We start from the raw sequence: 19,546 nt of genomic DNA, 5'->3' as shown, positions 1-19,546 counted from the left end.
CAGGAACAGAGGTGATAAAAAATGTATCGCCATGTTATTATTGAACACGGTGCTCGATTATATCAAAAAAATTCCCAGCTTTATATTGAAGCAGATGAAAAGCATCATATACCAATAGAAGACATAGCGACCTTGCTTTTGGCAAACAGGCAGATATCTATAACAACATATTGTCTTGAAACTCTGGCGGAGCAAGGAACGGCAGTTATACTTTGTAATGGCAGTCATCTTCCGGCTGGGATGCTTTTACCTTACGCAACTAATTCGCGTCGGTTAAAAATGATTCGTCTGCAAATAAGTTAGACTCGGCCTCATTTGAAACAACTTTGGAAACAGATTGTACAAGAAAAAATCCGCAATCAAGGCCGCTGTCTAGTCAATTGCGGAAAAAAAGATACTGTTACCCATTTGGTAGATAGAGTAAAATCTGGGGATTTTATGAATGTGGAAAGTACAGCGGCATCACTGTATTTTCGAACTCTTTTTGGGGATAATTTTACCCGTCATCAAGATGATTTACTTAATGATATTCTCAATTATGGATATACAATTATTCGTAGTGCTATTGCGAGATACTTAGCTATTTATGGGTTTGAACCCAGTTTAGGAATATTTCATCACAGTGAACTAAATACATTTAATCTTGCCGACGACTTGTTGGAACCGTTCCGGCCAGTGGTTGATATGTATGCCAGCCGTTTTGTCGGAGTGAAAATAAAGGAGATGGTACCCGCTGTACGTCATGAATTAGTGCAATTATTAAGTTTTAATATCCAATCAGGTAATGAGGTACATGCAGTTAACTATGCGATAGAACGGACAGTACAGAGTCTTGTTCGTTGCTATAAGGGAAAAGAGTCAACATTGCTTTTGCCGGAGCTTATGCCTTTGCAAATCCATTCATATGAGTAAATTTATGCGCTTATTGGTTATGTTCGATTTACCGGTCAAAACAAAAATGGAACGCAAGGCGGCTAATCAGTTCAGGCATTTTTTATTACATGATGGATATTATATGATGCAATTTTCAGTTTATGTTCGTATCTGTAATGGGAGAGATGCAGTAGAAAAGCATCGTCAACGCATTTTACATCAACTCCCCCCGCAAGGATCGGTGCGGATGTTGACTATTACAGAACGACAGTTTGAGGCGATGGAAATTCTTTGTGGCAGGAAAATTCCGGAATTAGATGAAAAGCAACAACAAAATACTGTGATGATATTATGAAAAAATCGCCAGCAATGGCGATTTTTTCATGTTTGTTTTTCGTTTTTTTTGCAGAAATAAAGTCGTTGAAGTGAGTTGTTTCAACGACTTTATCAGATAGTATTATACCTTAGCGAGGAATATTAGGGAACTACAACCTGTCGCAAGTTTTTGTGCGTATAGACGCGATTATACCTTAGCGAGGAATATTAGGGAACTACAACTTCGGCTGTGCGATACTGTTTCAGCAATTCATTATACCTTAGCGAGGAATATTAGGGAACTACAACAGCATTGCTGTAGGCATAGAGTTGCTCTGCATTATACCTTAGCGAGGAATATTAGGGAACTACAACTCTCAGCATGTCATACCGTAAGATAGCCTGATTATACCTTAGCGAGGAATATTAGGGAACTACAACCCATACGGAACCATATTTATTCAACGTATGATTATACCTTAGCGAGGAATATTAGGGAACTACAACCGTAACAGCACCGGCCTGAATCATCCCTTTATTATACCTTAGCGAGGAATATTAGGGAACTACAACCTGGTCTTGCGTGAAATCCGCACCACTCTTATTATACCTTAGCGAGGAATATTAGGGAACTACAACTCGGTACAGCATACAACAAATTCAACGGTGATTATACCTTAGCGAGGAATATTAGATAATGTAAGGATGTGATAGATTTATTTAATTGCATCATGTCTTGGTGCAGGAAACGTAACATGTCTGATTCTTTTAACTATTTTACTTTAGATAAAAATTGTCTGTCAAGTCTTGTTATTCTTACATATTAAGACTAAAATAGGGCTATCAAATTGAAAGGAAGAGGATAGGAGAGAAAACATATGAAACATTTAAAGATTGCGTACAGTTTTGACGTGCAGTATTATTTTGTGGACAGCGACCGGGAAATCGTGCCTGTGGAACAGACAGATTTTACTGATGTGGCTGTCGCCGTTTTATCGGATCAGGATTACGACTACATTGATAAGATTGATGCTACGGGGTTTGGTGTCCCTATCATGGTCATCATGCCAAGTGGGGAAAAGCTGCCGTCCCATTATCTGGACAAGGTAGATATGGTCCTATCGGAAGAAATGGTCAATAAGAGCCGCTGCATTGAAACGGCAGAACGGCTGGCCAGTAATTATGAACAGACCGTATTACCTCCGTTTTTCGGGGAGCTTGTCGAATACGTCAGCGAAAAGAATAACCCGTTCGACTGCCCGGGCCATCAGGATGGCGCCTTTTTCAAAAAGCATCCCGCAGGCCGGTATCTGTACGATTTCTTTGGTTCTCATATTTTTCAGTCAGACATTTGTAATGCCGACGTCACGTTGGGGGATCTGCTCATCCATGAAGGGCCGGCTCTCGATTCACAGGATTTTGCGGCTAAGGTCTTTCATGCGGATAAGACGTACTTTGTTCTCAATGGGTCGTCCGCATCCAACCGTGTTGTGACCAATGCTCTTCTTACTCCGGGAGATCTGGTGCTCTATGACCGGAATAATCATAAATCCGTGGCTATCGGCGCACTCATACAGGCCGGAGCTACGCCGGTGTACCTGGAAACGGCCCGGAATCCGTACGGCTTTATCGGCGGCATTGATGCTCATTGCTTCGACGAAACGTATCTGCGGCAGCTCGCGGCCGAACGGGATCCGGAAAAGGCGAAGCAGCCCCGACCGTTCCGCCTGGCAGTCATCCAGCTGGATACCTACGATGGTACGCTGTACAATGCCCGTTATGTAGTAGACCGCATCGGACATCTCTGCGATTACATCCTCTTTGATTCGGCCTGGGCCGGATACGAACAATTCATTCCCATGCTCAAAGACAGTAGTCCCCTGCTTCTGGACTTGGGAAAAGACGATCCGGGTATCTTTGTCGTCCAGTCTGTACACAAACAACAGGCTGGTTTTTCCCAGACGTCACAGATTCACAAAAAGGATAGTCATATTCACGACCAGCCGCGTTATGTGAATCACAAGACCATTAATAATGCATTCATGGCTCAGGCGACGACGAGTCCTTTTTATCCGCTCTTTGCCACTCTCGATGTCAATGCCAAAATCCATGCCGGCGATGCCGGGCGCAAAATGTGGCGGGACTGCGTGAAGATGGGAATAGAAGCCCGTAAGGATATTCTTCGTCGCTGCCACTATATCCGTCCCTTTGTGGCACCTGTCGTGCATGACCGGCCATGGCAGAAGGGAAATACGGAAGCCATGGCTGATGATATCGATTATTTCACCTTTGAACCCGGTGCCAGATGGCATGCCTTTGAAGGGTATGGTCCCAATCAGTATCGCGTCGATCCATGTAAATTGTTGCTGACAACGCCTGGAATTGATGCCGAAACAGGGGAATATGAAAACTTCGGTATCCATGCCAATATTCTGGCCACGTATCTGCGGGGAAATGGCGTCATTCCGGAAAAATGCGATCTCAACTCTATCCTGTTCCTGCTGACGCCGGCAGAAAACAAGAACAAACTCCGCTTTCTTACGAGCCAGCTTGTACGCTTCGAACGGTTTGTGGATAACAATGTCCCTATGCAGGAAGTCCTGCTGGGAGTATACAATAAGTATCCCGGCCGCTATACGGGATATACGCTGCGCCAGCTTTGTCAGGAAATGCACGATTTCTTCAAAGACCGGAATGTCAAAGATCTGCAGAAAAAACTGTTCCGCAAAGAATTTTTCCCGGAATATGTTATGCGTCCCCAGGAAGCCCATTACGCCTTTATCCGGGGGGAACGGGAACTGGTGCCTCTCGATGAAATCGAAGGCCGCATTGCCCTGGAAGGAGCACTCCCATATCCACCGGGCGTCCTTTGCGTCGTACCGGGGGAACGCTGGTCCCATACGGCTGTCCAGTATTTCAAGGCATTGGAAGAAAGCCTGAATGAACTCCCCGGCTTTGCCCTGGAAATACAGGGGGTATACCTGGAACACGAAGGTAATCGCATCCGTGCATATGGATACGTATTAAAAGAATAGAATAAGACATCCCTCGCTTTTTATTGGGCGGATAAGATATCAGAAAATGAGAAGGGCTGTAACAAGATGGACAAAAAGTTCATTTTGTTACAGCCCTTTCAATTAGAAATTTTTTATTTGACTAATTCATTAGAGCATGCTCCCGTTGTCATATATGAATATGCATTTTCCATTGTTGTATCAGACATGTTTCTATCTGCTTCATCAGTATAAAAAGCGGAGTGGCTAGTATAAATAAAATTTTCATAAGTTAAAAGTTCTTTTAAAATAGATATAGGACAAACATCCTGGCTTATATTTTTTAGTGCATTTTCCCCTTCGATTACATCCATGGCGACCCCGCCTAATTTCCCTGATTTTATTCCACTCAAAATGCTATCATTATCAAACAATTGTCCTCGTGCAACGTTAATCAGAAATACACCGTTTTTCATTGTTTTGATGGAATCATTATTTACCATGTGATATGTTTCTTTTGTAGCATTGCAGTGAAAAACTATAATATCAGATTGTGCATATAATTCATTTAATGTAACATAACTGGCAATTTTTTTTACTTCGTCATTTTGGTATGGATCGTAAGCCAATATTTTCTTAGGACCAAATCCACTGAGGCATTTCATTGTAGTAAAGCCGATACGGCCGGCTCCAACAATACCTATTGTCTGGTTTCGGATTTCTTTACCCATTAATCCATAAAGTGTAAAATCTCCCTTATCAATTCGGTGTATCTGCTCCCGGAACTTACGCAATAATGCAAAAATAAAACCTACAGCTGTTTCTGAAATAGCATTAGGGGAATATCGAGGAACGTTAGCCCCTTTCAGACCATATTTTTTCATGGCTGTCAAGTCGAAGTGATCATAGCCCTCGGTGGGTGTTAACACATATTTGATGCCGGTATCTGCTAGCGATTTCCAAAACTCATCTGTTGTTTTTCCTGCAGGCGTATAGATGAGTGCTTCACAATCTTTTAGTAAACTATGATTTTTGATTGTAGGCAGACAATCAAAGTAGCACAATTCTAATTTTCCATCGTATTTTTTTACGCTTTCGTTAAAGCGTGTATTACCGTCGCGAACGGTATTAAAAATACCAATTTTCATAAGGTTACCTCACATTGTAAAATATTTATTTTTTTATAAATTAGTTATAATAAATTTCCTTTTTCATCAAAAGGCATGTAATCCGGTTCAGTTTCGATGATAAGGTCCGGATTGTTCATGGCTTCTTTATAATATGCTTCAGAAAGCCAGATATGCTCAATATGAAGGCTGTTTGGAATCCGTACAATACGGGGATTTTTTTTCGTCAATTTCTGTACAAACTTTTACACATACTTGAATAGCTTCTTTGTCACTTTCCATAACGATGGGAATGCGGACAACACTTAGTATTTTAGCTGTAATAGCATTTGGGTACATGGCAGCGACGTCAAGCTGATTAAATACTCGTGTTGTTGTGGCGTTGGCATTGCCAATGCCAATAGCATTTCCGTGGCTTTCCGGGCTTACGTCCAGAACGCATACCTGTTGAGCTTTGATTCCGCCACTGGCATAAGGTGTGCTGAATGTGCCAGTGATATTGGGATTCATGCCACTGCCGGCGTAATTTTTACCAATCTGGTCAACAACCAGAATATCGTAAGAGTCAACCAGGATACGCGGCATATAATGAAAAGCTTCTTTTAAAAATCTGGGCTTTTCTCTTTCTATTTCATCGGCATTTAATACAATGAGCTTACGAGTTTCATCAAAGGCGTTTTCTAGTGTAGCAACAGCAAAAAGAATGGGAGCATGTTTAATGATGGCTTTACCAAAAAGAGGGATGTTCTTAGCCATGTTTTTGAAGCCTTCTCTATGGCAGACTTCAGCGCCGTGTTGTTTTCCGAGCCCAATCGCCATCATCTTCATAATACCGCTTTCATATTTCCCCCGGAAGCCTGTGTGTGGCTTGATTCTGCAGCTAATAATAATGCCATCGGCTTCTGCGGCGTTTTTGTCGATAAAAGTATCTTCACCTTCCTCGGTAACGCCGATTTTTTTTACTTCCATGGAAGAGATAATGGGGCATCCCATGCTTTTTTCTGTAAATCCCAGTGTTTCCAACATTGCCTTTTGTCCTTCAGCTGTTGCGCCTCCGTGGCTTCCTATAGCCGGTACAATAAAAGGCTTTGATCCATGAGACTTGACGACATCTACAATAGAACGAGTAATGAGTGGCATATTGGCTATACCACGGGATCCGGCTGTAATAGCAATGCGCATACCTGGTTTGATTTGGTTAGAAAATTTGGGAGTAGATAACAACGCTGTGATTATTTCAGGAATTTTGGAAGAATCCAGTTTTTCGTGGGGAAAGTGCTGTGTTACTTTAAACATCCTGGGTAGATATACATCTCGAACAATATTTGAAACTATCGGGCGTTATCTAATCATTGTACCATCTTCATATTACCTTCTAAAAGCAATAAGGAAACCTGTTACGGCATTTGCCGACAGCAGGTTTCCTTATTTACAAAAAGAAGGAAATGTTATTTTAATAGGCTGCGGGCAATAACAAGCTGCTGAATCTGACTGGTACCTTCATACAGCGTCGTAATGCGCGCATCACGATACATGCGTTCAACAGGATAGTCTTTGATGTAGCCGTACCCGCCATGAATCTGGACGGCCTTATAGGCGACCCTATTTGACATTTCTGTTGTAAAATACTTGCACATAGAGAGTTTGGCAGCTACGTCTTTGCCTGCATCAAATTCTACAGCTGTATTGTAAATCAATTCACGTGCCAGTGTTATTTCCGTTGCCATATCAGCTAACATAAAGCTGATAGCTTGGAATTTTGCCAGAGGACGGCCAAATTGTTCACGTTCTTTAGCATGCTTGACAGCTGCTTCGAGACACCCCTGGGCAATGCCGAGAGCTTGAGCGGATACACCGAGACGGCCAATGCCAAGTGTCTTCATAGCAGTGGAAAATCCATTATGCAACGGACCAAGCAAATCATTTTTGGAAACGCGTACATCGTCGAATACAATATCACTAGTCGGATATCCATTGATACCCATTTTCTTTTCTGGTTTTCCAAACGATACGCCGGGCAGTTTCAAGTCCACGATAAACATGGAGATGCCTTTGCTGCCTTTTTGTGTTGGATCGGTTTTAGCGTAAACGACAGCATAATCGGAAACTGGAGCACCAGAAATAAATGTCTTGCGGCCATTGATGATGAAGTCATCACCGTCAGCGACAGCCTTGGTCGTCGTGCCACCGGCATCGGAACCAGCACCCGGTTCTGTTAGAGCAAAGCAGAGTTTCTTTTTGCCTGTTGCAATCAAGGGAATATATTTCTTTTTCTGTTCTTCCGTGCCACAGGCCATAATTGGGCCGCCACCGAGAGAATTCGGTGTGTTCGGATAAATAGCCAGTACAGGGCAGACACGGGCAAATTCTTCCATCATGAGGACGTAAGTCAAAGTATCGCCACCCTGACCTCCATATTCCTCTGGAATACGCGCGCCCATGAATCCATACTTTGCCATTTCTTTATGCATGTCCCAGTCGAATTCACCAGTTGTATCGAGCCGTTCCTGCAATTCCGGAGTAAATTCGCTTTCGGCGAAATCACGGAATACTTTTTGCATCATTACGTGTTCTTCATCTAAAATCATGAGTCTTTAATCCTTTCTGCGTAGTAGGTCAGAGTAATTCAGCCAATGTTTCAATACGTGTACGGGCCTGGTCATAGTTGTTGGGTTGTTGGTCTATATCGATGGAAAGCACCTTGATACCAGCTTCTTTGAGTGCCGAATTATATGCGACGAATTCATATTCTTCCGGATCGCAGAATTTCATAAGACATACTAAAATTGCATCAGCATTATTTTCTTTATACAGTTTTTCTAACAGATTAACGCGATCGATATGGTCATCATGTGCCATAGGGTCACTACGGTCCAGCCATTGTTGTGCCAAGCTGGCAAGAGACGAGGTATCTTCCGGAATATCTGTACGGTACTGACGCATTTCCTGAGCAACATCATCACCGACAACGGCAAAGTTATTGTCAGAAAGAATGTTGAGCAGGCTGCACGGTTCTGCCGTGATGCCTGTGAGAATCAGCCGGTGTCCGGTGAAATTGTATACCGGCAGGGCTTTCAGTTGATTGATGATTTCTTCAACTGCCGCAATATGCTCTGATTTGGACATAAACCATGCACTCTTAAATACGGAATGACGGACGGCCGGAGTGATGATATCAAGGTGATCATTGGCAATAGCAGCAAATTCACGCATAACCGAATTATGCTTATTGTAGACAGCAATGCTTTTTTGCATGGCTTCTTCCGTAATCGTGACGCCATAAATTTTTTCAATTTGTTCTTTTACATAGGTAAGTTCCTCAATCAAATATTCTTTTGCTGCAGCTAATTTACGGTTCTGAGGCAATGTATAAGCGATTGTGGAAATGTCTTTAACACCTGTTTTAAAATCTTGTGTGACGTCGCGGAGTGTATCGCACATAGTCGGAATCATGACAGCCTTGACGCCAGCATATTTGCCCTGCAGTCCCAATTCCATGCAGGCTTGCATGATAGGGCATGCAAAGGGGACGAGATATTTCTTTGCCAGGGAAAATTCGGTTTGGGCGCCCCACATCCCCATTGGGATGATTCCTGCAGCATCGGCCATTACTTCCGGCGTGTAATACGGAAAAGCGCCTATAACTTGCTTTCCATCAGAAAGATACGTATCTAGCTGTTTTTTTGGATTATGGGAAATATTCCGTAGTTTTTGTAAATTTTCATGTAAATCAGCCATTTTTCAAAGCCTCCTTGCGGTTTCTCATCGTTTCAGCAAATGCTTCGATTCTTTGTTCAAACTGAGCTTCACTAAAATTGCGATAATCTGCCTGGTCTCCATCAAAACTCATATAAGGAAGACCGCCACAGGCTTCGGAAACCTGTCTCATTAATTCCTGCTGCTGGCAGACCATGACTTTGCATGCGCGGTTAACGTGATAAATTGTGCCATCGATATGGAATTTTTCATTCCATTCTTTTCTCCTTCTGACACTTTCTTCCAGAAGAATATTATTGGAGCTGGTGAACGAATAGGCAGCAGCCAGGCTATCAAGATCCCCAGGGGTATAATCCAGCGACCAGGCGCGGGCATAGGCGGTAGCACAGACGTTGATGCCGTATTTTTTCAAGGTCTTCAAGTTATGTGACAGATAAGGCCAGCAGGCGATTCCTTCCCAGAATACGCGGAATTCTTCTTTTGCTGGGAAAGTGGATTTGCCATTTTTAATATTTTCTTCTGTTTCTGCAATCAATTGGCGGAGGACATCAGCTGTTTCTGTGCGGCCACGGGTAAAAACCATAGGTCCCATATAGTTGAATAAATCAAAACCGCTGATCGGGCTAGGTACGATTGCCAGATAATCTGCTACTTGTTCCCAAAGATTCCGGTTTATTGTGGAAATCTTCATGATTTCAGCGAATTTGTCAGGGTCCCATGTTTGGCCTGTCAGTTCGCAAAGGTCAGTGATCAGTTGTTCTAGTTGGGCACGGATATACTTCGTACGGGATTTTGTAACATGATCTTGATGGTTGTAGGTCATATCTACCATAAAGAGAGGAATATTATATTTGCGGCTTAATAATTCGAACCATTTTGTGATTTCGTTGCAGCCATTATTGCCGACGAGCAGAAAATCCGGCCGGGGCATATTGCTGGCATCGCAATCAAGGATATCTGCATATGCCAGATCGATTTTGGCATAGGAGCAGAGGTCATTGTTACAATCATGGGCTTCTGCATATTGTAGGAAGGGGTCAGCTAATTTTTTGGCTGCGATTGCAGCACCGTGATTTTCAGGATAAACGATGTGCAGTCCCAATGTTTCGGCGATTTCCTGCGGGAATAAAGAGGTGGACCAGCCGATTTTTTCACCACGGGCTTTTGCTTCAATCGTTTCCTGATAGGCTTTGTCCAGTAAAGCACTGGCCATTAACTGAGATTTTGATTTTTTTCTTTTTGGCTTTTTGATAACTTCTTCACTCATTTTAATCGCTCCTTTTATAGTAATTATTTTTTAGTTAAATCATCGTAAGCGAATAGAGCTGCACCGATGGCTCCGGCTAATTGGCAGTCCGGGTGTACTGCGATGGGACATTTTAATTCTTCTTCCATCGCTTTCACGATTCCAATGTTTCGTGCTACACCGCCACTCATAGCAACATGGTCTGTATATCCCAGACGGATAGCAAGTCCTCCTACTTTTTTTGCTACGGAACGATGGATGCCGGCAATGATGTTATTGATGTTTTCACCATTGGACAGGCGCGAAATAACTTCAGATTCGGCAAATACAGTACAGGTGCTGCTGATGGAAACGGGAGCGTCTGCTTGTAGTGACCGGGGACCCATATCATTGATATCAATGTCCAGGACACTGGCCATAACGTCGAGAAATCGGCCTGTACCAGCAGCACATTTATCATTCATGATAAAATTTTCCAGAAGTCCTTTATCATTTAATTGAAGAACTTTGGCATCCTGACCGCCGATGTCAATGATGGTGCGGACATCAGGTATGAGAAAACGGACGCCCTTTCCATGACAGCTGATTTCGCTGAGTTCACGGTCAGCATGTTCAAATTTCATGCGGCCGTACCCGGTGGCGACGATGCGGTTTATATCATTCCTTTTGATATGAAGCTGATCAAGAACGCTCTTAAACACTTCTTCAGGACCGCGCGTACCTGTACCAACAGGAATAATATTTTTGGCAACAACTTTATGTCCATTTTCTATGATGGCAGCTTTCGATGTAGTCGAACCAATATCGATACCGAGAGTGAGCATAGTTACAACTCCTTTTTATTATTTGGCATCGCCAGCAGCAATCATTTCATCAATCATTTGGTCGGTATATCCGAATTTTTTCAGGACTTCTTTCGTATCGCGGCCTACTTTTCCACTATGTTTAAATGGCATTTTCTCAATGGAAGAGAAACATACGGGTGTACTAGAGAAGGCTGTTTTTTCACCACAAGGATAGGTGTATTCTTGAAGAAAATCGTTGGCCCAGGCTTGTTCATCTTTGAGTACATCTTTGAAATGGGCTAATTTTTCATGGGCAATATCGTTTTCTACCATCTTTTTATCCCAATATTCGCTGTCATGCAGAATGAATATATCATCCAGTGTCCGAACAGCTTCATCAATACGTTTATTTGTTTCAGCGATGCAGTAAAAACGGGGATCTGTTGCAAGATCAGGACGATCAAAAATTTTTGTGCAAATAATCGGCCACATTTTATCGTATTCAGGCATAGAAAGATAAATCCATTCTCCATCTTTGCATTTATAACATTGCAGCAACGGGCTGTTGCAATCGAAATGAGAGCGGGGATATTCGCGACCGTATTCGGCACAAAGAATTCCATTGCTGAGGATGTAAATGGCCGTTTGATAGAGAGAAGTCGTGACGTGTTCTCCAACGCCGGTCATTTTGGCTTTAACGAGAGCGGCAGCAATACCGCCAGCCAGAGTGATAGCAGCGGCGTGGTCGCCGAAACCTGCGCAGGTGCTCATGACGCTTTCCCCTTTTGGACTGAGATCTGCCATGAGGCCGCTGCGGGAGAAGAATGCTGTGTAATCATAGCCTGGGCGGTCTTTCATAGGACCTTTGGCACCATACCCGAGTATTTCAGCGTATACAACATTAGGATATAGCTTGTGGATATCATCATAGGTCAGCTCCATTTTCTGCAACGCTTTGGGGCGGTTATTTGTAAGGAAAACATCGGCGCCAGCAATCAGTTTTAAGATAGCATCGCGCCCTTTTTCGGATTTTGCATTCAGACAAACAAAGGATTTATTTGAGTTTTCTAAGTCGAAACTAGGGCAGCCTTCCTCAAATTGAGGAGTCCGTTGACCTTTGTATGCATGCCGATATGGATCTCCTTTAGGTCCTTCAATTTTAATGACTTCAGCTCCCCAATCGGCGAGGATACGGGCACACATAGGTGCTGCAAAATACGTGGACAATTCGACTACTTTAATGCCTTCTAAGGGTTTCATATCTTGACCTCCTAATCTTGATTAAAATTGACAATGAATAAACACGTGTATTGAAACTTGGTGTTTGATGTATTACTTGCCAATATATATGAAATTTAAATGCCAATATTGCTTAAATACAAAAAATATGACTTTTTTATACCTATATTAATATAAAAATAAAGCATTACTTTATTGTATATGGACTATAAAAGAATGGAAAATTAAATCTTATTGAAATGAATTAGATTGTAAAATTATTGGTTTCAACATATATATGTGCAAGCTTGCCATATCGTTTACAAAAAAATACGTGCAATAAAAGGATAATTGCACAATATTGCACTGATTTTACGAAAAAATTACATGACACTGCACAATTGAAAATTGAGTTTGCACCATATTTTGTGCAATTATAAAATAAATGCCAGGCTCTTTGTGTGCAAATAGTGCAAAAAAATGATTGGTAGAAAGTTTTTTACAGGTTTTTTATGGCATAATTATTTCATGATAATTTGTGTAAGATATATACTGACCGGAATCAAAAAAAGGAGGAATAAGGATGAAGGGATACAAAACGTATCAGATTGTTGCAATTGTGATTGGATTATTTTTATGTTTCTTTGGCAGGTATATTCCTGTATTTGATGGACTGAGCCCGTCAGGTACGCAGACGCTTTTTATCATGATAGGCGGGTTGCTCATGTGGTTATTGGTCGGAGTAGACTGGACCAGTATGGCAGTCATTTTCTCAATGGCTCTGATTCCAGAAGTTGGTATGGGGAAGGCTGCTGCTGGCTCTTTGGGAAATGGGCTGGTATTTTATTTGATGCTATGTTTCATGTTGGCGGAAAGTCTGAAAGTTACCGGTGTAGCTCATCGCTTGGCAGTTTGGTTTTTGACTTGCGATTTTAGCCGTAAAGGTGCATGGCATACGATTGCTATGATATTTATCTCTATCTTTGTTCTGTCATCAGGACTTTCGTCAAGCGCAACTGTTATGATCTTTTTACCAATTTTATATGAAATTATTGAGTCATTAGGTTATACCAAAGGCGACGATCAAAAGCTTCCGGCAGTTCTCATCGCCAGTTTACCCATCGTATGTCAGGTTGCCCAGTCAACGACTCCTATCTCTCATGCTATGACACTTATCGGTTTTTCACAGTATGCCAGTTATACAGGACAGACGATGGATTTTGGTCAGTATGTCATGGTAGCTTTGCCTATGGGAATACTCGTTGTTGTTGCCTGGTTCCTGATTAGTAAATTTTTACTTCGTCCTGATACATCCCGCTTCCAGCATCTGAATTACGAAGCTTTAAAAGGCGATTTAGGACCAATAAGAAAGGAAGAAAAAATTGCAGCCGGTCTGTATATAATGGTCATTTTCTTCTGGCTGGCACCAGGGCTTTCCAAGTATATTACGCCTTCACTGGCCCCCTTATTTGGCGTAATTCAGCAATGTTATCCCCCTATTGTTGCATTGATTCTGCTTAATTTTATTTCCGTCAATGGTAAACCCGTTTTATCTTATAAGGATGCCTTAAAAGGAGCTCCCATTGGTATGCTGCTCTTTATGGGGGCTTTGCTTGAACTAGGAAGCATTTTTGCAAACAAACAAATCGGGATTTCTGCCTGGATGAGTACAACCATTGGCAGTCTTTGCGATGGGATTTCTCCTATCGTGTTCATTATTCTGGTTACATCCGTTGCTGTCATTGGTACGAATTTTATGTCTAATGCTGTTACCTGTGCTGTATGTATGTCTATTGCCATGCCATTGGTATCGACGATTTATCAAGGGGCTATTGATCCCTTTGTCATGGCCGTTATGATTACGATGGGAATCAATTATGCTTTTGCTACGGCGCCTGCAACACCGCCCGTTGCTATCGTAGCTGGTTCGGGCTGGATTAAGACGTCACGGTTGTTCAATTACGGTATGACTGCGGCTGCAGCAAGTCTGGTGCTTCTTTTTATTGTAGGGCTGCAGTTGGCACAGGCAATTATCTGATAATAAAAGAAGGAGAAACAAATGAAACCGCTTGTACAGGATACGATGTCCATGATATTACACAAAATGGCTGACCAATATGGTAGTCGTACAGCACTTAGCTATGGCAATATCAAATGGACATATAAAGAATTGGATGTCATAACTGAAGAAATTGCAGCCGGGCTTAATTTGCAAGGTATCCAAAAAGGAGATCATGTCGGAATCCTTTCTGAAAACACTCCGAATGCGATCTTTTCTTTCCTAGCTATTGAAAAAATGGGAGCTGTTGCCTGTCTGTTTAATACGGCACTGAATGCAGATGAATTACATAGATTATTTCATTTGGCAGATCTTAAATATTTGATGATAGGCGGTGCATACAAACAGAATGATTTTGCCTTTACCGTTCAGAAAGCGACGAAAAATTATTTGCTTCAGAAAATATTTGATATCTCATTCGAACCAAGAGAAGGGTATATTTCATTCGATGATCTCCGGAATATGGGAGCCGGCCGGGAAGATTCGTATCAAACGGGACAACTCCCCATTTCCTGTCAGGATAATGGAATGATCCTGTTTTCCTCTGGAACAACGGGACAAATGCCGAAAGCTATCGTTTCCAGTTATTTTAATCTCATTAATGGAGGTATACAAAAAGCAGCTGCACAAAATATTACGGAACAAGATGTTGTTTGTTGTGCTTTGCAGATGCCCCATATTTTCTGCATTGATGTTAATATTATGGCTGCATTTACCAGCGGAGCTCAGTTGGCTATGCCAGTTGATTTGCATACGAAGAGTATTTTGGAAACCATTGAAAAAGAACATTGTACTGTCCTTAGTTGTATTCCCTGTATGTTCTGGGCTATGATGGAACGAAATGATTTTTATACGTATAATCTTTCGTCTCTCCGTACGGGAATTGTGGGTGGAGCATATTGCTCGACGGAACAATTCATTAATATTGAAAAGAATTTTGGACTTACGTTACTGCCTGGACTGGGGCAGACAGAAGCGACGGCTGGTGTGGCTATTGCGGATATTTCTGATTCCCTGGAAGTGAGGAGTACAACGTTGGGACATTTTGTCTCATACAGTGAAGGGAAAATTGTTGATATGAAGACGGGGTTAGAAGCAGAGCAGGGCCAGGTGGGAGAAATTTACATGAAGAGTCCCTTGTTAATGACGGGTTATTATAAGAGGCCTGATTTGACAAAAGAAGTAATCGACGAAGATGGCTGGCTTCATACGGGCGATCTTGCATGGCAGGACGAACATGGATATCTCCATTATGCTGGGCGAGTCAAAGAACTGATTAATCGCGGTGGTGAAAAAATAAACCCGACAGAAGTAGAAAATGTTATCAACCAGCTGCAAGAAGTTATATCATGTAAAGTAATTGGTGTTCCCGACTATGTATATGGAGAAGCTGTATGTGCCTGCATTATTTGGAAAAAGGGACATGTTATGCAGCAAAAAGAAATCTACCACTACCTGGAACAAAAAATGGCTCCGTTTAAAATCCCCAAGTATTTTGTATATCTGCAATCGTTCCCTACTAATGCCAATGGGAAAATAAAGAACAGCAAATTAAGGGAAATGGCACTAAAATATATCCAAGATGCAGGGTGAATGATTACATATCGATTCCTTGCAAACAGGATTATATATTGCGTATAATAAAAACATCAGCATTACCTTTTGTGAAAGTATGGTCATGCTGATGTTTTTGTTAAAAGAGGTGATTGGTATGAGTATGTCTGAGTTATTATTACCAGATTTATTTTCCTTATTAGATGCTTTAGATTGGGGAGTTAGTATTTTTGATGAAAAGGGAAATTTTTTATGGGTCAATCGTTATGTAACAAAATGTAGTGGCAGACCCAGACGCTTTTACGAAGGAAAATCGGTGATGGATTTTAAACAACTCCACATTTTAGACGAGCCGATTTGTACAAAAGTTTTTAAAGAGAAAAAGAAAATAACGGGATTACAGAGATCAAAAAAAGAAAATGGACAACTTATTGATTATGTCGTTACAGCAACCCCAATTTTTAATAGTTATGGGAAAATTAAATTTGTCGTTGCAGATCGCATTGAAGTATCACGTGTGAAGGGTAAATTTGATTTTGCTATAAAAGCGAAGAAAGAAGACGAAGTATCATTTGTAAAACGACATAATAGAAAATTTGAACTTATTTATAAAAGCAAAGTTATGGAGTGTTTAATAAAAAAGATAGAACAAGCTGCTTCAGTAGCCAGTGTTATTTTATTACAAGGTGAATCGGGAACGGGAAAAGAGGTATTTGCTCACTATATTCATGATCACAGCCCTGTTAAAATGGGACCTATGATAGAAATTAACTGTGCCTCTATTGCGGAATCTATTTTAGAATCGGAATTATTTGGATATACAAAAGGTGCTTTTACAGGAGCATCTAGTAAGGGGAAAATTGGTTTAATCGAAGCAGCAAATCAAGGAACATTATTTCTTGATGAAATAAACTCTATGCCGTTAGATTTACAGGCAAAATTGTTGCGGGTATTGGAAAATAAATCTATTACGAGGTTAGGTTCTACACGTCCTATTGATGTGGATTTTCGTTTGATTGCTGCAACCAACAAAGATTTGTGGCAATGTGTTTTGAATAAGACATTTCGTGAAGATTTGTTTTATCGATTGAATGTTATCCCAATTACAATACCACCACTACGAGAACGAAAAGAAGATATTCCTACATTGATAGACTTTTTTCTAAACAAATTTTGCGAACGTTATTCAATGCATAAGAAATTTTCTAAATCGGTTTATCAAACCTTGATTTCCTATGACTGGCCCGGAAATGTAAGAGAATTAAAAAATGTCATTGAACGAATGATGATTATGAGTACAGCCGAGACAATTACACTGCATGAAGTGCCACGGGGCCTATTTCAGGAGGAAGGATTTGGTAAGAAGTTAACAAAAGATAATGAGAAATTACAAATCATACGAGCGTTAGAAGTTAATGGAGGACATAGGGAGAAAACAGCGCAATATTTAGGGATTTCTCGTAGAACGTTGCAATATAAACTAAAAAAATTTAATCTTTTAGGGAAACAAAAATAAGTAACGAATTTTTAAAATAGGATACACAAATAAATAGAATTTATCATAATGATATACTCTCTTCTAGGTAGACAAGCGAAATAATAAAAGCTTGTTTATTTGGAAGGGAGCGTATCAGTTGCGGATATATCAATATAGAATATTTATATACATATTAGAGCAAAATAGGCGTAAACATAGAACAAAATATCATTACAAGGTAAAAACATGGTAATTTCGTGACAAATATATATAAATTTGGTACAATAGGGGCAAGCAAAATGATTTGTTTACTTTGTTTAATATGTATAAGAAAGGAGGTGGCAATATGGCTCCTGACCAGTGTATATTTGTGTCAGCAACATATGATATGACATATGAAAAAGAAGTAATTTTTGACTCTCAAATATACCGGGGGGGGTATTTGTTCAACGTTACTTTATATTAATATAAGAAATCATTACCATAAATATAAAAAAAGACACAGCCACAACGATATGCTGCCTGTTTTATATTCTCTGCTCCTTCCTTCGGGAAACCTGACGTACCGGTCAGGGACAAGCGCAATTAGCTCGTGAAATAAAAGTCTGTAAACATATTTCATGCAACAGGAGGAGAGAATCATGAATTTATCAGGAAAAAAATTAACGACCGCTATTTTAGCAGGCTTGATGGGCGCAACCATGTTCGGTGGCAGTGTATTTGCTGAAGTTACAGATCAGGAATTTAATGAAGTAAGACAAGGCGTTAATTCCAATACCCAGAGAATTTCCCAGTTGGAAAGCGCACAGTCGGCTGCAAAAGATTACTCTAAAGATATTGCTGCCAATACGACAGCTATTGCTAATGAAGCAACTGCCCGTACAGATGCCGATACGAAGCTGCAAAACAGCGTAGATGCTAATGCTAAAGCTATTGATGCAGAAGTAACTGCCCGTGATCAGGCTGTCGCACAGGAACGGGCTGATCGTAAAGGCGCCGATGCTGCGCAGGATAAAGTCATTAGCGCACTCAATAAGAATGTAACCGATGGTTTCAATACAATTAATCAGAATATCGGAACGATTACCGATCAACTGAACAAGAACGATCTTGCTGAAGCTCAGGCACGTGATGCTGCAGACCAGCCCTTGCAGAAGAATATCGACGCAGAAGCAACTGCCCGTGATCAGGCTGTCGCACAGGAACGGGCTGATCGTAAAGGTGCCGATGCTGCACAGGATAAAGTCATTAGCGCACTCAATAAGAATGTAACCGATGGTTTCAATACAATTAATCAGAATATCGGAACGATTACCGATCAACTGAACAAGAACGATCTTGCTGAAGCTCAGGCACGTGATGCTGCAGACCAGACCTTGCAGAAGAATATCGACGCAGAAGCAACTGCCCGTGATCAGGCTGTCGCACAGGAACGGGCTGATCGTAAAGGCGCCGATGCTGCGCAGGATAAAGTCATTAGCGCACTCAATAAGAATGTAACCGATGGTTTCAATACAATTAATCAGAATATCGGAACGATTACCGATCAACTGAACAAGAACGATTTTGCTGAAGCTCAGGCACGTGACGCTGCAGACCAGACCTTACAGAAGAATATTGATGCAGAAACAACAGCTCGCCAGACCGATGTTGCCAACCTTCAGAAAAATATTACCGACTCTTTAACTAACCAAGGTAAGATTAATGAAACGTTGACTACAGCCGTTCAGAACAATTCTAAGGCTATCGTTGACAGTGCAAAGAATTTGGAAAAGCATCTTTCTGACACCGATAGCCGGGTAGATAAGGCAAATGCTGAAATCCATACTAATGCAGGTAATATTGCCCAGAACAAACAGGATATTGCCAATATTCAGGACACTTTGAAGAATGCCAACGCTTTAGCTACGGCTGATGCTACTAAAGCTGCTACGCAGGCAGCTAGTGATGCTACGGCAGCCGCCACCAATGCCAATAATGTTGCTAATGGATTGAAAGACCGGGTCAATCTGATCTCTAATAACCAGAATGTCACATCGGAAAGTGATTTGATTAAGAAAGATCAGTCTATCGGTCAGAATCTCACTAATGTAGATACGGCTCTGCATAAGGAAATTGCAGACCGTATCGGTGCCGATGCTGCACAGGATAAAGTCATCAAACAGGTCAACGACAATCTGGT

The 19,546-nt window shown here is 41.3% G+C and carries 13 protein-coding genes, 1 pseudogene and 1 CRISPR repeat array; of the genes and pseudogenes, 7 read left to right on the top strand and 7 right to left on the bottom strand.

Annotation, left to right across the window (positions count from 1 at the left end; translation table 11 throughout):
• The first annotated feature begins 21 nt into the window (after positions 1-21).
• The 3 genes and pseudogenes from cas1 (at position 22) to speC (ending at position 4,223) form a co-directional block, all read left to right on the top strand.
• Positions 22-912: pseudogene (gene cas1, locus DW949_RS10535) on the top strand (type II CRISPR-associated endonuclease Cas1).
• 4 nt (positions 913-916) lie between these two features.
• Complete coding sequence (gene cas2, locus DW949_RS10530; RefSeq protein WP_199595870.1) at positions 917-1,228, top strand: CRISPR-associated endonuclease Cas2; 312 nt, start codon at positions 917-919, stop codon at positions 1,226-1,228.
• Positions 1,229-1,329: 101 nt separating this feature from the next.
• A CRISPR array of direct repeats spans positions 1,330-1,893; the repeat unit is 36 nt; unit sequence ATTATACCTTAGCGAGGAATATTAGGGAACTACAAC.
• A 173-nt stretch (positions 1,894-2,066) separates the two neighbouring features.
• Entirely contained in the window at positions 2,067-4,223 is a 2,157-nt protein-coding gene (gene speC, locus DW949_RS10525) for an ornithine decarboxylase (protein WP_118023177.1), read from the top strand.
• Between the two features lie 113 nt (positions 4,224-4,336).
• Here speC and DW949_RS10520 read toward each other — a convergent pair whose 3' ends face one another.
• From DW949_RS10520 to DW949_RS10490, 7 genes are all read right to left on the bottom strand, one after another.
• Complete coding sequence (locus DW949_RS10520; RefSeq protein WP_118023176.1) at positions 4,337-5,329, bottom strand: NAD(P)-dependent oxidoreductase; 993 nt, start codon at positions 5,327-5,329, stop codon at positions 4,337-4,339.
• A 156-nt stretch (positions 5,330-5,485) separates the two neighbouring features.
• Entirely contained in the window at positions 5,486-6,604 is a 1,119-nt protein-coding gene (locus DW949_RS10515; protein ID WP_199595869.1) for a lactate racemase domain-containing protein, read from the bottom strand.
• Positions 6,605-6,756: 152 nt separating this feature from the next.
• The gene (locus DW949_RS10510; RefSeq protein WP_118023175.1) at positions 6,757-7,896 is read right to left on the bottom strand and encodes an acyl-CoA dehydrogenase family protein; all 1,140 of its coding nucleotides are present in this window, start codon (positions 7,894-7,896) and stop codon (positions 6,757-6,759) included.
• 28 nt (positions 7,897-7,924) lie between these two features.
• Positions 7,925-9,046, bottom strand: a complete 1,122-nt coding sequence (locus tag DW949_RS10505) for a 2-hydroxyacyl-CoA dehydratase subunit D (protein ID WP_118023174.1) — start codon at positions 9,044-9,046, stop codon at positions 7,925-7,927.
• Positions 9,039-10,292: a 2-hydroxyacyl-CoA dehydratase subunit D gene (locus DW949_RS10500; protein ID WP_199595868.1), complete on the bottom strand. Its 1,254-nt coding sequence runs from the start codon at positions 10,290-10,292 to the stop codon at positions 9,039-9,041. Before DW949_RS10500 ends, DW949_RS10505 begins: the two co-directional genes overlap by 8 nt.
• Before the next feature lie 23 nt (positions 10,293-10,315).
• Positions 10,316-11,095, bottom strand: coding sequence for an acyl-CoA dehydratase activase (locus DW949_RS10495; RefSeq protein ID WP_118023173.1), 780 nt, complete (start codon positions 11,093-11,095; stop codon positions 10,316-10,318).
• 18 nt (positions 11,096-11,113) lie between these two features.
• Positions 11,114-12,316: a CaiB/BaiF CoA-transferase family protein gene (locus DW949_RS10490; protein ID WP_118023172.1), complete on the bottom strand. Its 1,203-nt coding sequence runs from the start codon at positions 12,314-12,316 to the stop codon at positions 11,114-11,116.
• 541 nt (positions 12,317-12,857) lie between these two features.
• Between DW949_RS10490 and DW949_RS10485 the strand changes: the two genes are divergently transcribed.
• From DW949_RS10485 to DW949_RS10470, 4 genes are all read left to right on the top strand, one after another.
• A complete protein-coding gene (locus DW949_RS10485) occupies positions 12,858-14,312 on the top strand; it encodes an SLC13 family permease (protein WP_118023171.1) in 1,455 nt (484 codons plus the stop codon).
• Positions 14,313-14,333: 21 nt separating this feature from the next.
• Complete coding sequence (locus DW949_RS10480; protein WP_118023170.1) at positions 14,334-15,926, top strand: class I adenylate-forming enzyme family protein; 1,593 nt, start codon at positions 14,334-14,336, stop codon at positions 15,924-15,926.
• A gap of 118 nt (positions 15,927-16,044) precedes the next feature.
• Positions 16,045-17,403, top strand: a complete 1,359-nt coding sequence (locus DW949_RS10475) for a sigma-54-dependent Fis family transcriptional regulator (RefSeq protein WP_199595866.1) — start codon at positions 16,045-16,047, stop codon at positions 17,401-17,403.
• A gap of 602 nt (positions 17,404-18,005) precedes the next feature.
• The coding region (locus tag DW949_RS10470) for a hypothetical protein (RefSeq protein ID WP_147349056.1) at positions 18,006-19,546 on the top strand (1,541 nt) is incomplete at its 3' end.

This window comes from Megasphaera sp. AM44-1BH (assembly GCF_003467125.1).
Lineage (GTDB): Bacteria > Bacillota > Negativicutes > Veillonellales > Megasphaeraceae > Megasphaera.
This window is presented reverse-complemented; position numbering and strand designations above follow the sequence as displayed.